General features: G+C 34.2%; 13 protein-coding genes. All 13 read right to left on the bottom strand.

The genetic code is table 11. The features are described 5' to 3' along the window. Nucleotides 1–35 precede the first annotated feature (35 nt). A complete protein-coding gene (locus tag DFR79_RS09070) occupies nt 36–1,271 on the bottom strand; it encodes an NAD(P)-dependent malic enzyme (protein ID WP_133515186.1) in 1,236 nt (411 codons plus the stop codon). A 27-nt stretch (nt 1,272–1,298) separates the two neighbouring features. Continuing rightward, complete coding sequence (locus DFR79_RS09065; protein WP_133515185.1) at nt 1,299–1,955, bottom strand: thiamine diphosphokinase; 657 nt, start codon at nt 1,953–1,955, stop codon at nt 1,299–1,301. Continuing rightward, nucleotides 1,948–2,604, bottom strand: a complete 657-nt coding sequence (gene rpe, locus DFR79_RS09060) for a ribulose-phosphate 3-epimerase (RefSeq protein WP_133515184.1) — start codon at nt 2,602–2,604, stop codon at nt 1,948–1,950. Before rpe ends, DFR79_RS09065 begins: the two co-directional genes overlap by 8 nt. Beyond that, nucleotides 2,604–3,464, bottom strand: coding sequence for a ribosome small subunit-dependent GTPase A (gene rsgA, locus DFR79_RS09055; protein WP_133515183.1), 861 nt, complete (start codon nt 3,462–3,464; stop codon nt 2,604–2,606). Before rsgA ends, rpe begins: the two co-directional genes overlap by 1 nt. Nucleotides 3,465–3,472: 8 nt before the next feature. Next, complete coding sequence (pknB, locus tag DFR79_RS09050; RefSeq protein WP_133515182.1) at nt 3,473–5,515, bottom strand: Stk1 family PASTA domain-containing Ser/Thr kinase; 2,043 nt, start codon at nt 5,513–5,515, stop codon at nt 3,473–3,475. A gap of 30 nt (nt 5,516–5,545) precedes the next feature. After that, the gene (locus tag DFR79_RS09045) at nt 5,546–6,262 is read right to left on the bottom strand and encodes a Stp1/IreP family PP2C-type Ser/Thr phosphatase (protein ID WP_133515181.1); all 717 of its coding nucleotides are present in this window, start codon (nt 6,260–6,262) and stop codon (nt 5,546–5,548) included. A 25-nt stretch (nt 6,263–6,287) separates the two neighbouring features. After that, complete coding sequence (rlmN, locus tag DFR79_RS09040; RefSeq protein WP_133515230.1) at nt 6,288–7,331, bottom strand: 23S rRNA (adenine(2503)-C(2))-methyltransferase RlmN; 1,044 nt, start codon at nt 7,329–7,331, stop codon at nt 6,288–6,290. A 7-nt stretch (nt 7,332–7,338) separates the two neighbouring features. Further along, a complete protein-coding gene (gene rsmB / locus DFR79_RS09035; RefSeq protein WP_133515180.1) occupies nt 7,339–8,688 on the bottom strand; it encodes a 16S rRNA (cytosine(967)-C(5))-methyltransferase RsmB in 1,350 nt (449 codons plus the stop codon). After that, complete coding sequence (locus DFR79_RS09030) at nt 8,689–9,378, bottom strand: zinc metallopeptidase (RefSeq protein WP_133515179.1); 690 nt, start codon at nt 9,376–9,378, stop codon at nt 8,689–8,691. It abuts the gene before it with no gap. Nucleotides 9,379–9,398: 20 nt separating this feature from the next. After that, a complete protein-coding gene (gene fmt / locus DFR79_RS09025) occupies nt 9,399–10,343 on the bottom strand; it encodes a methionyl-tRNA formyltransferase (RefSeq protein WP_133515178.1) in 945 nt (314 codons plus the stop codon). 4 nt (nt 10,344–10,347) lie between these two features. Further along, on the bottom strand, nt 10,348–10,800 hold the full coding sequence (gene def, locus DFR79_RS09020) for a peptide deformylase (RefSeq protein WP_133515177.1): 453 nt from the start codon (nt 10,798–10,800) through the stop codon (nt 10,348–10,350). Nucleotides 10,801–10,822: 22 nt separating this feature from the next. Continuing rightward, nucleotides 10,823–13,063 carry a replication restart helicase PriA gene (priA, locus tag DFR79_RS09015; protein WP_133515176.1) on the bottom strand — a complete coding sequence of 747 codons (2,241 nt, stop codon included), beginning with the start codon at nt 13,061–13,063 and terminating at the stop codon, nt 10,823–10,825. A 125-nt stretch (nt 13,064–13,188) separates the two neighbouring features. Beyond that, complete coding sequence (gene metK / locus DFR79_RS09010) at nt 13,189–14,373, bottom strand: methionine adenosyltransferase (RefSeq protein WP_133515229.1); 1,185 nt, start codon at nt 14,371–14,373, stop codon at nt 13,189–13,191. Nucleotides 14,374–14,448 lie beyond the last annotated feature (75 nt).

Raw genomic sequence — 14,448 nt, 5'->3', positions numbered from 1 at the left:
AATGCCCTACTCCCTTTAGTACTTTTTACAGGTGATTATTTATTATTTAAACTCTTTAATTTTTTATTAATTTTATTTTTTAGTTTCTGATCACTAATTTTTATTTCTGCAAGGTCATTATCGATAGCACTTCTGGCAACTGCAAAAGCAACTGCCGGAACAACCCGCTGATCAAAGGGATCAGGAATAATATACTCAGCTGATAAATTATCCGCAGCTAAGTCTGCTATTGCCTCAGCAGCTGCAATTTTCATATCTTCACTTATTTCCGAGGCTCTTACATCAAGTGCCCCTCTAAAAACTCCTGGAAAAGCAAGCACATTATTAATCTGATTAGGGAAATCAGATCTTCCAGTTGCAATTACTGCAGCTCCAGCCTTTGAAGCTGTCTCAGGGCCAATTTCCGGGATCGGATTAGCCATTGCAAAAACCAGCGGCTCAGCTGCCATCTCCTTTACCATTTCTGGTTTTAAGATATTACCCACAGATAAACCAATAAATAGATCTGCATCCTTAACTGCTTCAGCCATCCCACCTTCTAAGTGATCAGGATTAGTTCGTTTAATTAATTGCTGTCTTAAAAAATCATACTGATCCAGATTAGAGGAATTTAAAATTCCAATCTTATCATTGATAATTAAATTTTTTGCTCCAGCATCCAGCAGCAGTTTAGAGACTGCTGTAGCAGCAGCTCCTGCTCCATTAACAACAATTTTTATTTCCTCTAAGTTTTTATTAACAAGTTTTAAAGCATTGATGACTGCTGCCAGCACAACAATTGCTGTTCCGTGCTGATCATCATGAAAAATTGCCATTTCAGTTTCTTCTTTCAATTTAGCCTCTATTTCAAAGCATTTAGGAGCTGAAATATCCTCTAAATTAATACCGGCAAATGTTGGCTCAAGCAGTTTGACAAAGTTAACAATTTCATTTACATCTTTTGTTCCGATACATAAGGGAAAAGCATCTACATTTGCAAATTCTTTAAATAAAACAGCTTTCCCTTCCATTACAGGCAGGGCTGCCTCAGGACCAATATCACCCAGACCTAAAACTGCAGTTCCAGATGAGACAACTGCAACCTGATTTCCCCGGGCAGTATATTTATAAATTTTTTCTTTATTTTTTTCAATTTCTCTACAGGGTTCTGCCACCCCGGGAGAGTAGGCCAGACTTAACTCTTCTTTATTTCTAACCCTAACCTTTGATTTAACCTCGATTTTCCCCTGATAATCACTATGTAATTTTAATGCTTTTTGATAAATATCCATTATAAACCTCCATAATTTATCTGCTCTCTACTCTAAATTCTCCAATACATAAATTAAAAGTCCATTTTCTAAGCTTACTTCTGCCTGATCACTCTCAATCAAATTGCTGATCCCTCTGCTTTTTGAACGCTCAATATTTTTAGATTCTAAATTGTATTTACAGCCTTTGATACTAAGTCCCCTGACAGCCTTAGTCTGGGGAATTAAAGAAAGCCTAAATCCCTCTTTGTTTATAAACTGTTTTTTGCTGTCAATTAATGCAATCTCATTTTTTTTAGAAATTATTCTGGCTTTCATATTTAACTGATATATATACTCTAAGAGATTTAAATTAGCAAGCTGCTGATCTATTCTTCCCCCAAGGGCAGCTGTTAAATATAGTTCTTTTAGACCATTTTTTAGACAATAATCAACTGCAATCTCACTATCAGTCTGATCTTTTTCGACTGGATATTTAATCATTTCTATTCTCTTTTTATTATAAAATTCTTTGTTGTTTTTAGTAATAGAATCCAGATCACCAATTATAAGATCAGGTAATAAATTTACATTTCTGACTTTATTGGCTCCTCCATCCACTGCAATAATTTTATCTATTTCCTGTTCTTTTATTAATTGCTTTAAATCATTTCTATCCAAATCCGGCTCACCATTCAAAATTAAAAGTGCTTTCTGTTTAGACATCTGCAGCAATACTCCTCATTTCTGTTAATGATTCTATAGGATCAGCAGCACCAAAAATTGCAGAACCCGCAACAATAATGTCAGCTCCAGCCTCTATAATCTCTTTTAAATTGTAAGTTTTTATTCCCCCATCCACCTCAATTTTACAGTCATAATTATTAGTTTCAATTATTTTATTTAGTTTAGCTATTTTTTCTGTCATCTGGGGAATATAAGACTGGCCTCCAAAGCCAGGATTTACAGTCATTATTAAAACCTGATCCAATTCCGGCAGAATATATTCTAAACTGTCTAATGGTGTAGCTGGATTGAGAGAAACTCCTGCTTTAATTCCCTGATCTTTGATCAGCTGAATCACTCGATGGATATGATCGGTAGCTTCTAGATGAACTGTTAAAATATCAGAACCAGCATCTGCAAAATTCTTGATATATCTCTCAGGTTTAGTAATCATTAAATGAGTATCAAAAGGAAGTTGACTGTGTTTTCTAATTGAACTAATTATTCCCGGGCCAAAGGTAATATTAGGAACATAAACCCCATCCATTACATCTAAATGAAGATAATCAGCATCTTTAACCAGCTGAATCTGATCTTTTAATTGACTGAAATCTGAAGCAAGAAGTGAAGGTGCAAATTCTGTTTTCATTAATATTTTCTCTCCTTTTCCTTTAATTTATTATAAATTTGCTGATAACTCTGATATCTTCTGGCTGAAATTTCACCATTTTCAACCTTTTGCTGCACCAGACAGCCTGGTTCATGCAGGTGAGAGCAGCCATTAAATTTACAGTGATTATTATATTCTGCAAGCTCAGGAAAATACCAGGATAAATTATCTGGCTCAATTTCTAAGTTGATTTTAGATATTGAAGAAAATCCAGGAGTGTCTGCAACCCATCCTTTATTAGGTAAAGATATGAGCTCTACCATTCTCGTAGTATGAACTCCTTTCTTTAATTTTTTGCTAACTGCAGCTGTTTTTAGTTCTGCATCTTCAATAACTTTATTTAAAAATGAAGATTTACCCACTCCCGAAGGCCCAGTTAAAACATTTATTTTATTATTAAGTCTGTCAAATAACTGATTTAAATTTATATTTTCTTTAACACTAATAAAATCAAGCTGGTAGCCTGCTTTTTTATATTCTTCAAAAGTATCTTTAAAACCAGCTTCTGCCTGATCAATTTTATTGATAACAATTAGCGGCTCAAAACCAGAGCTTTCAACCAACAGCAAAAATCGATCCAGTAAAGAAGGAGTAAAGTCAGGATTTTTAACTGAATGCATAACAACCACCTGATCAATATTTGCAACTTTTGGCCTTTTTAATAAATTACTACGAGGATAGTAATCTTCTAGAATCTTATTCTTTTTATCAAACTCTACATAATCACCAGGATAAATTTTTTCTCGGATCTTACCTCTAATTCTACACTGATATATTTCTTTGTTTTGATCAGCGACAAAGAAAAAACCTCCTATTGATTTAATTAAAATACCCCTCATCTAAACTATCATCCCCCAAAACTTTCTGTTTTTATTAATTGATCATCAAAATAGATTCTAACCTCTGTTTGACCCTGGCTTATGATATCTCTAACAATATTATCTCCAGGTTCATGTACTGCCTGATAAACCAGGTCCTGACCATTCTCATCTTCAATCACAATTCTGACTTCTTTTCTTTCCGACCCAGTAACATTTATAGAAATTCTATTTGTATGAAAATCTTCACCAGAATTTGATTCTGGACCACTGCTGATAACAAAGTCCACAGCAATTCCTCGAGGTAAATACTCGCCAGCCTTTACACTTTGAGAGATAACCTGACCATCAGCAAATCGATTGGAACTTTCTACACTAACCTGACCAATATTTAAGCCCTTTTCTCTAATCAGGCTAAAAGCTTCTGATTGAGTAAGACCAGTTAAGTCCGGCATTCTAACAGAAATATCTCGTTCTCCGCGGCTGACAAAAAGAGTAACTTCACTTCCTTTTTCAACTTCAGCGCCGGCGGCAGGAATTTGATTGATAACTGTACCTGGTTCTTCGGACAATCTAAAAATATACTGGATATCACCACTGTTTAAAGACAAGTTTTTCAGTGAAATCAGAGCTTTTCTTAAAGAATTGCCAACAAAATCAGGTATTTCAATCAACTGAGGGCCTTTACTAACAGTAATATTTAGAGGTCGACTCTGTTTAATTCTCTCACCAGCATCAGGCTGCTGACTAACAATATGATTGGCTGGAATTTCTTCACTAAATACTCTTTCTTCATTCTCAGACAGGTTAAGTCCTACTTCCGAAGCCATTTCTCTAGCCTCTGTTAAACTTTTACCCTGAATATCTGGTACCTGAACTACAGGTACATCTGTATATTGAATGAAAAATAAAAATGATCCTCCAATAAGAATAAGAAAAAATAACATTAGTGCACCTGTAAGCAAGAGAGGTTTTTTATACTTTGAAAGTAAATCTTCATTTTTATTTTTTGGGGTTTCACTAATTACCTCTTTTTTTTCAGAATTAAAATTTTCATCTGTGCTATTTTCACTATTTTCTTCCATCTTGTTTTCTGAAAAGCTCTTATTTTCTGCAGTTCTATCATTTTTTTCAATATCCTGACCTGTATTTTTTTTAGAATCATTCAATAAGCTGATATCTGACCTTTTTATCACTCTGGTCTCATTGTCATTAAAGTCATTTTTCTCTTCTGATTTTTCAGGATTAGTTTTGATTTGTTTTAAACAATAAGTAATCTGCTGTCTCATCTCATAAGCATCCTGAAACCGATCTGCTGGATCTTTGGCTATTGCTTTCATAATCAAATCATTAACTTTAGCCGGAATACTTTTATTAACTTGTGATGGCTCAACCGGCTTCTGCTGAATATGTTTTAAAGCAACTGAAATAGGACTTTCTCCCTCGAATGGTAATTCTCCGGTGGTCATTTCGTAGAGCACAACACCCAGTGAATAAATATCAGAATAGGCTTTAATTTCTCCACCCTTTGCCTGCTCAGGAGAAAAATAATGAGCACTACCGACCACTGTTTCAGTTACTCTAACTGTTGAATTACTGACAGCTCTGGCAATACCGAAATCTGTTACTTTGACCTCCATCTCATCAGTTAGAATGATATTGTGAGGTTTTATATCACAGTGAACAATCTGATTACCATGAGCCACAGTTAGAGCAGCAGCAATCTGCCTGGCTATCTCCAGGGATTCAACTATAGAAAGTTTTGACCTTTCTTCAATTATGTCCTTTAAAGTTTTACCTTCTACTATTTCCATTACAAGATAAATTCTTTCTTCATCAACTACAATATCATAAATGCTTACAACATTGGGATGAGATAATCTAGCTACAGCCCTTGCTTCCTGTCTGAATTTATCAATAAATTTATCATCAGATTTATATTCCGGACGCATCATTTTTAAAGCTACTCTTCTTTCTAACAGAGTATCTCGGGCTGAATAAACAATTGCCATTCCACCACGGCCAATTTCTTTTATTATCTTATAACGGTTATTTAAAATCTTGCCCTGCATAAATTCACCTCTATTATCATTAAACAATAATTAATTTTCATTTAAATCAACAACTATTAAAGTAACATTGTCCAGGCCACCACTGGTCAGAGCTTTTTTAAGCAGCTGCTCAGCTATTATATCAGCTTCCTGATATTCTTTAAAAACAGCTTCAATTTTCTTTTCTCTGATCATATCTGTTAATCCATCAGTACATAATAATAAATAATCATCACTAGAAATATTAATTTTTCCTCTATCCAAATCCAGATTCGTATCCAGACCTAAAGCCTGAGTAACAATATTTTTTTTGGGGTGATTAAAAGCCTCTTCTTCGGTAATCTCTCCTCTTTGAAGCAAATTAGCAACCAGAGAATGATCCTTAGAGATTTTTCTTATTTTCTTTTCTGTACTATTATAACAGTAAATGCGGCTGTCACCTAAATTAACATAATAAAGTTTATTTTCCTGAATTAACGCAGCAGCAAAGGTTGTCCCCATTCCTGTATATTCAGAATTGTGCTGACTTTTATTTATAATTTCTTGATTAATTTTATAAGTTAACTGGCCCAAACTTTCCAGAGGAGATGATAAATCAAAATCAAAGTTAGAGGCAGAATTTACTGCCGTCTGACTTGCAACTTCTCCTGCAGCATGCCCCCCCATACCGTCAGCAACCATAAAAAAATTAATTTCTTCCCTGATAAAAAAGTTATCTTCATTTGTACTGCGTTTATTTCCTTTATCACTTAAAGCTTTAAACCGCATATTTCTCCTCCTTCAAATTCAGCCTCTATTTTTCTTTTCTTTTTAACTGACCACAGGCAGCATCAATCTGAGTTCCCATTTCTTTTCTCAGTGTAACCTGAATCCCATTACTCTGTAAAGTTCCATAAAAACTATCTATTACCTTTTGCACTGGCCGTTCAATACCCAATTCAGGTACTGGGTTAGCTGGGATTAAGTTTACATGACAGTTTATTCCCCGCAGCAGTTCAGCCAGCTGCACAGAGAGTTCTGGACTATCATTAACACTGTCCATTAACACATATTCGAAGGTAACCCTTCTACCTGTTTTTTCAATATACTCGACTACAGCTGTTAAAAGCTGGTTTAAATTATATTTTTTATTGATGGGCATTATTTTGTTTCGCAGACGATCATTAGGAGCATGGAGAGAAACTGCAAGACCAATCTGATCATTAACCTCAGCCAGCTTTTTAATCTCTGGTACTAAACCCGCTGTAGAAATAGTCATTTTTCGCATTCCAATATTTAGGCCATGATCCGCATTTATAATTTCTACTGCTTTCATTAAATTATCAAAATTAGCAAGTGGCTCTCCCATACCCATAAACACAACATTACTTAATCTTGGCTCAGCAAAATTCGAACCACTGATATCCTTCTGGACTTTAATTACCTGGTCAACAATCTCACCAGCAGTTAAATTCCTCTTTAAACCATCAATTCCAGTAGCACAAAAAGAACAACCAAGACCACAACCTACCTGAGTAGAAATACAGGCACTGTGACGACCAGACTCAGGGAAAGGAAGATAAACTCCTTCAATGTTTTCTCCATCCTTTAACTGCCATAAGTATTTAACAGTCCCATCAGCAGCCGCACTTCTATTTATTTCTTCCAGATCGGTCAATTTATAGTTTTCATCCAGAAAGTTACGCATCTTTTTGGGAATGTTTTTCATGTCTTCTGTACTTGATATACCATTCTTATAAAGCCAATTAAATATCTGTTCCCCTCTATAAGACGGAAAACCTGCCTCTTTTAATTCGTCTATTAATTCACTTCTATTTAATTCTTTTAAATCTTTCATCGTAAATTTAATCACTCTCCACTTTTTTTAATAATGCATAGAAAAAGCCTTCGGAATCTACTTCTCCCGGCAAAAGTTCTAAATACTTATTCCTGTTTTCTATGTTTAAACTACTTACCTGTTTCAATTTTTTATTAAGATCTATCAATTTAAAGTCTTTATTTTCAACCAGGATTCTTTTTATAAGATCCTGATTTTCTTCCCTGGTTAAAGTACAGGTAGAATATAATAATTCTCCCCCCATTTTAAGTTTATCCAGATTATTAGTCAGAATATTATACTGCAGTTCAGCCATTTTTTTAATTACTTTCTCATCTTTCTCCCACTTAATCTCCGGTTTAGAAGCAATTAGCCCCAATCCGGAACAGGGTAGATCGGCCAGTATTCTATCATATTTTTTGTTATCCTCATATTGAGCAGCATCCGCTTTTTTTATAATAACATTTTCAACTCCCAGCCTGGATAAATTTTCTTTAACCAGATTTAAACGGTTCTGACTGATATCTAAGGCTGTAATCTGACCAGTGTTGTTCATTAAATCAGCCAGATGCGAAGTTTTCCCACCCGGAGCAGCAGCCAGATCAAGAACCTTCATATCTGCCTGAGGATCTAATAATAAAGAGGCTAGTCCTGCAGATGTACCCTGGATATAAGCAGCTCCCCTTTTAAAAGCCCGGGTTGCTGCAGGATTATTAACTTCCTTAAGTCGATAAAAAGCATCTAAAAATGTATTTTCATATTTTATTTGATCTTCTACCAGCAAATCAATAAATTCTTGCCGCTTGACTTTCAAAGAATTATGACGATAAATAACCTCTGACCTTCTATTTCCTGCCTTCAAAATCATTTCAGTTTTTTCTAAACCATAATCTTTACAAAAACGCCTGACCAGCCAGATAGGATAGGAATATTTTATGGATAAAAATTTTTCAGGATCCTCCTTTTTAGAAGGAAGTTGAATCCTATCCTGGTTTCGATTGATATTTCTTAAAACACCATTGGTAAAAGAAACAGCTCCCTTTCTGCGGGCAGGTAATAAAATCTTTACCGCTTCTACACTCTCAAAAATAGCTGCTCTTGCCGGTATCTTATCAAGAAAAAAGAGCTGATAGACACCAATTCTCAGCCCCATTAATACTTCTTCATCCATTTTCTGCAGTGGAGTTTTAGAAAAATGTTCAATTATATAATCAAGATATAATTTATTTCTAATTACACCATAAAAAATTTCTGTAAAAAGATTTTTATCTCTCTGATCATCAACGTTTTCCAATTTCGAATTGAGCAGCAAATTAGAATAACTTCCTTTTTCAACTCTGAGCAGTGCTTTTAAAATTTCCAGCCTCAAGTTTTTCAATTAATCATCACCCATACCTGCTAAAAGTAAAATTCTAATCATATTTGCCAGAGCAACCAGAGTTGTAGCTACATAGGTAAAAGCTGCTGCTTTCAAGACTTTTTTGGCACCCTTGATTTCTGACTCAGTTAATAAATCTGTACTTTTTAAATTACTAATTGCTCTATTGCTGGCATTAAATTCTACTGGTAAAGTAACCAGATGAAACAAAAATGCTGCAGAAAAAAGCACAAATCCGGTCATAATCAAAAAATCAGCTCGAATAAAAAAACCAAAAATTGCAAGCGGCAGTCCAAAACTGGACCCAATATTAGCAGCAGGAACCAAAGAGGCTCTTAAAGAAAGCGGTCTGTAATTTTCTTTATCCTGTATAGCGTGTCCTACCTCATGAGCTGCTACACCAACTGCAGCAACAGAATTATTATTATAGACATCTGTTGATAGATTAAGGGTCTTATTTGAAGGATCATAATGATCACTTAATTTGCCATCAGTTTTTTTGATTTCAATATTTCCTAAATTATTATTTACTAAGATTTTTCTGGCAGCTTCAGCACCAGTTAAATCAGAATTCAATTTAATATCATTATATTTACTAAATGTATGTTTAACCTTATACTGTGCATATCCCGCAAGCAGTAGTGCGGGAATAATTATAATTATTGTTGGATCAAATAAAAATGGAATCATAATCTTACCTCCTCAATTATTTAAGCGCTAGTAAATTTTTCCCCTGTTTCAATTTGATGACCATTTAAAAAGTCATGAACATTCATCTTTTTTCCACCTGGAAGCTGTAATTTTTCTATGGATAAAACTCCATCAGCTGTCTGAACCAGTATTCCTTCATCCTGATTTGCTTTGATAATTGTTCCTGGCTCAAAATCGCTGTCTTCAGCATCAATTATTTTACTTTCCCAGATCTTAATTTTATGCTCATCAAGTTTTGTATAAGCTCCAGGCCAGGGGTTAACACCTCTAATTAAATTATAAATATCTTCAGCATTCTGATTCCAGTCGATTTCTCCCAGTGATTTATCAATTTTATAGGCAAATGTTGCTTCAGAATCACTCTGTGGTATTCGAGGTGCTTTTCCTGCCTTAACATCTTTTAGTGTTCTAAGCAGCAGTTCAGCACCTTTATCTGCCAGTTTATCATGCAGATCACCCACAGTGTAGTCTTCTTTGATTTCAATTTTCTGCTGATAGATAATATCTCCATCATCCCAGCCTTCAGCCATATACATAGTAGTGTTTCCGGTAACTTTTTTTCCATCTATTATTGCTTTATGAATCGGACTGGAGCCTCTGTATTCAGGCAGTAAAGAGGCATGGAGATTAATACATCCATATTTCGGAATCGCCAGTAACTCCGGGCTCAATTTCTGCCCAAAAGCTACTACAACTATAAAATCAGGTTGCATTGCCCTTAATTTATCCAAAAAATCTGGTTGATTTACATTTTCACTCTGCAGAATTTCTAAGTTCAATGCAAGAGCCTTCTTTTTAATATCAGAATAATGAACTTTCTGCCCTCTACCACTTTTACGATCAGGCTGGGTAACTACAGCTTCAATTTCAATCTGCTGATCATTATTTAATTTCATCAGTGAAGGAACTGCAAATTCTGGTGTTCCCATAAATACAATTTTCATCAAATCACTCCGCAATTTTTACAATTTTATCCACAAATAATATTCCATCTAAATGATCAATTTCATGTTGAATTGCTCTGGCCTCAAAACCTTCTGCTTCAAACTCTATTAACTTACCTTCTCTATCTAAACTTCTTACTTTTATTTTTTCGGCTCTAATTACATCACCAGTTTCACCGGGAATACTGAGACAACCTTCTTCCATGATTGCTTTTCCCTCTGTTTCTATAATTTCGGGGTTTATTAAAATAATTTTATTTTCTTCCCGGATGTCTACTACAGCTATTCTTTTTAAAATTCCAACCTGAGGAGCTGCTAAACCAACTCCATCTTCTGCATACATTGTATCAAACAAATTATCTATTAAATCATTAGTTTTTTTACTTACAGCATCTATTTGTTTTGCTTTACTTCTCAAAACAGGATCTCCAATTTCTCTGACCTTTAAAAGAGCCATGATATCTACCTCCTAAATTATATTATAACATTTGATAGGGATCTACATCAATACGAATTTCAACTGAATCATTATCATTTTTCTCGATAAACTTTTTTTCTATTAATTGAATAATATATTCGCGATTACGCATCGAATTAAATTTTAAAATCAACTGCCAGCGATATTTATTTCTAATTTTACTTAAAACTGCAGGTGATGCCCCTAATTTCTCCAGATACTTTTCTCTATAACCATCCAAAAAAATTGATAATTTTTTACTTTTAGCTGCTGCCTTTTCCTCATCTTCTGCACTAATTATGATATTTAGAAGCCTGCAAAAAGGTGGGTAATTCCTCTGCCTTCTGATTTTAATTTCCTCCTGATAAAAAGAATATTTATCAGGATCCAGGGCAGACTGAATGCTGTAATGATCAGGATCATAACTCTGCAGCCAGAATTTACTCTCCGACTTATTTATAAGCAGAGATTTTAAATCCATCAATAGAGAATAATTTTCTTCTGCAGCTCTAAAATCGGAACTATTTAAAGCTGTATCTGCAGAAATAACAGCTAAAAATTTAAGCTGATCATAAAACTGATTTCTTATCAAAATTGAAGTTCCAACTAAAATATCGATTTTCCCTTTTTTAAAATCATTCAATCTCTTTTTTACTTCCTTTTCCTTTAAATCACTATCAACTCTGGCAATTTTAAGGTCCTGATATAGAACCTTTAATTGTTCAATAATTTTTTCGGTTCCAACCCCGGCCCGGGAAATAAAACGACTTCCACATTCCGGACACTGATCAGGCACTTCTTTTTTTAAACCACAGTAATGACAGCGCAGCTGATGCTCTTCTCTGTGATAATTTAAAGAAATATTACAGTTATCACATTTAAGCACATGACCACATTTTCTACAGATTAGATAATTTGCAGAACCACGCCGGTTTAAAAATAAAATGATTTTATTATTTTTTTTAAGTTGAAGTTTAATCTCTGCTTTTAAATCCTGGCTTAAATCACCGAGATTACCTTTTTCTACTTCTTTTTTCATGTCAATAATTTTCGTCTGCAGCCTACTTTTTTCAGAGCTTAATTTGAGCTGCTGATATTCGCCAGCAGAAGCATGGTATTGACTTTCCAGAGAGGGAAATGGTGATTCTAAAAGCAGAAGAGAATTGTTCTTTTTTAAACGCTTAACGGCAATCTGTCTGGCATGATATAAAGGATGTTCCTGACCCTTATAACTATCATTATTTTCTTCCATAATAATTACAGCATTAAGCTCAGAAAAAGGAGCAAAAATAGCCGACCGGGCACCTACAGCAACTTTAACTTTACCCTTTTTTATCTGCTGCCACTGATCAAAACGTTCACCTCTGGATAATTGACTGTGGATAAAGGCTATCTCATCCCCAAACTGATTATTTACTTGTCCCAGAAATACCTTATCCTTTTCAATTTCTGGAATTAAAAGTATAATATTTTTCTCTTCTGCCAGCAATTTTTCCAGCAGTTTGATAATAAAGTTATATCTCCTCTGACTATTTTCTGTAGTCAAAAGATATGAATTATTTGCTGAAATATTGTCTTCCGAAACATTATCTACGAATTGATCTAAAAGTTTTTTTTCTTCCTGCTTGAGCTGAAAATTAAATTCATGTTCTTTTTTAAAATTAATACTTACTTCTGGAATTCTTTCCTTAATATCAGTATATATATTTATTAAATCTTTGTCTATTAAACGGTAAACAGTCTGACGAGAAGTTTCTGCAGAATCGACAACCGTCTTGAATTTGTGTTTTTCTTCACTATTTTCTAATAAATATTTTAGAATTAAATATTGTTTTGGTGCTCTTTTTTTTAATTTATTAAGCTCATTTTTATAATTAGTAATTTCTGGGTTTAACTTAAGAAATTCCACCTCTTTTTTACTAATTTTTTGATCAGTAATCCCAGGTGGTAAAGCTTTTTTTATAACCTGGGCCAGATAGGCATGATAATAAGCGGCTGTCCAGTAAAAAACTTTTAATAATTCATCCCCAAAAAAACTCTGTTTATATAAGAGAGAATCAATTTTCTTTAATTTTGAATTTTTTATATCTGATTTAGTCTTAAATCCCGTCACAAAAGCAGACAATTTTCTGCGGCCAAAAGGAACTCTGACAAGCTGCCCCACTTCTATCTCTGATTTTAAGCTCTCTGGTAAAAGATAATCAAATTCTTTATTTATTGTTTTTAAAGGTAAATCAACCACAACCTTTACTATATCCTTCATTATTTTTCCCTTCTTAAGTTAAGCAAAATAAATATTATAAAAGTAAATTTTTTCATTTTTCGTAAATTATAAAAAGCCGAAGGTAAAAACCTCCGGCAGCTTAAGCAATAATTATGATCTTTACTTTATTTTAAATCAGCTTTATTCCTCAAATTATCCACTCTATCAATTTTTTCCCATGGTAGATCTAAATCATGGCGTCCAAAATGACCATAAGCAGCTACCTGTTTATAAATTGGATTTCTTAAATTTAAATTTTTAATTATCTGTGCCGGTCTTAAATCAAATTCTTCTTTTATAATATGTTCTAGTTTATTTTCAGAAATCTTTGCAGTACCAAAGGTATCAACCATTACAGACAGAGGTTTTGCTACTCCAATTGCATATGCAATCTGAACCTCACATCTTTCTGCTAATTCTGCAGCTACTATATTTTTTGCAATATAGCGGGCGGCATAAGAAGCAGAACGATCAACTTTAGTTGAATCTTTTCCCGAAAACGCTCCTCCACCATGATGAGCTGTTCCACCATATGTATCAACAATAATCTTTCTACCAGTTAATCCTGCATCACCATTGGGACCTCCAATAACAAATCTTCCTGTAGGATTAACTAAAATCTCAGTATCTTCTTTTAATAAATCAGCATCAATAATTTCTTTAATAACATGTTTTGTAATATCCTTTTTTATCTGTTCCTGACTTATTTTTGAACTATGTTGAGAAGAAATTAAAACTTTATCTACAGCTACTGGTTTATTATCTTCATAAGCTACAGTAACCTGAGTTTTACCATCAGGTCTCAAATATTTTAAAGGTCCATTTTTCCTGACTTCAGCCAGCCTGCGTGCCAGCTTATGGGCCAGCATAATTGGCAGAGGCATTAACTCTTCAGTTTCATTAGAAGCATAACCAAACATTAAGCCCTGATCTCCAGCTCCAAGATCTGAATCAGATTTACCTTCTTTTTCCTCAAGAGAATGATCTACTCCCAGAGCAATATCACCTGACTGTTCATCAATAGCTGTTAAAACAGCACAGGTTTCTCCATCAAAACCATATTTAGCTCTTGTGTAGCCGATTTCTTTTACTGTCTGACGGGCAATCTTCTTTAAGTCCACATAACAGGAGGTAGTTATTTCTCCTGCAATCAAAATCAAACCTGTTGTAACCAGTGTCTCACAGGCAACTCTTGCATCCGGATCTTTTTCTAAAATTGCATCCAGGACAGCATCAGAGATCTGGTCAGCAACTTTATCAGGATGACCCTCGGTTACAGACTCTGAGCTAAACAAATATTTCCGTGTCATATTATCACCTTTCATCTATTCGTATTCAATTCTTTAAGTTTTATATTAGAAATCACAGTCAATAAATTTAGTTTA

This window comes from Halanaerobium saccharolyticum (assembly GCF_004362045.1).
In the GTDB taxonomy this organism is placed as follows: domain Bacteria; phylum Bacillota; class Halanaerobiia; order Halanaerobiales; family Halanaerobiaceae; genus Halanaerobium; species Halanaerobium saccharolyticum_C.
This window is presented reverse-complemented; position numbering and strand designations above follow the sequence as displayed.

What these genes read in the sequence shown, in the direction of transcription:
- fmt (WP_133515178.1), bottom strand. Translation starts at nt 10,343, where the DNA reads ATGAAAATTGTATTTATGGGAACACCAGAATTTGCAGTTCCTTCACTG.
- DFR79_RS09045 (WP_133515181.1), bottom strand. Translation starts at nt 6,262, where the DNA reads ATGCGGTTTAAAGCTTTAAGTGATAAAGGAAATAAACGCAGTACAAAT.
- rsgA (WP_133515183.1), bottom strand. Translation starts at nt 3,464, where the DNA reads ATGAGGGGTATTTTAATTAAATCAATAGGAGGTTTTTTCTTTGTCGCT.
- DFR79_RS09030 (WP_133515179.1), bottom strand. Translation starts at nt 9,378, where the DNA reads ATGATTCCATTTTTATTTGATCCAACAATAATTATAATTATTCCCGCA.
- priA (WP_133515176.1), bottom strand. Translation starts at nt 13,063, where the DNA reads ATGAAGGATATAGTAAAGGTTGTGGTTGATTTACCTTTAAAAACAATA.
- metK (WP_133515229.1), bottom strand. Translation starts at nt 14,373, where the DNA reads ATGACACGGAAATATTTGTTTAGCTCAGAGTCTGTAACCGAGGGTCAT.
- pknB (WP_133515182.1), bottom strand. Translation starts at nt 5,515, where the DNA reads ATGCAGGGCAAGATTTTAAATAACCGTTATAAGATAATAAAAGAAATT.
- def (WP_133515177.1), bottom strand. Translation starts at nt 10,800, where the DNA reads ATGGCTCTTTTAAAGGTCAGAGAAATTGGAGATCCTGTTTTGAGAAGT.
- DFR79_RS09070 (WP_133515186.1), bottom strand. Translation starts at nt 1,271, where the DNA reads ATGGATATTTATCAAAAAGCATTAAAATTACATAGTGATTATCAGGGG.
- rlmN (WP_133515230.1), bottom strand. Translation starts at nt 7,331, where the DNA reads ATGAAAGATTTAAAAGAATTAAATAGAAGTGAATTAATAGACGAATTA.
- DFR79_RS09065 (WP_133515185.1), bottom strand. Translation starts at nt 1,955, where the DNA reads ATGTCTAAACAGAAAGCACTTTTAATTTTGAATGGTGAGCCGGATTTG.
- rpe (WP_133515184.1), bottom strand. Translation starts at nt 2,604, where the DNA reads ATGAAAACAGAATTTGCACCTTCACTTCTTGCTTCAGATTTCAGTCAA.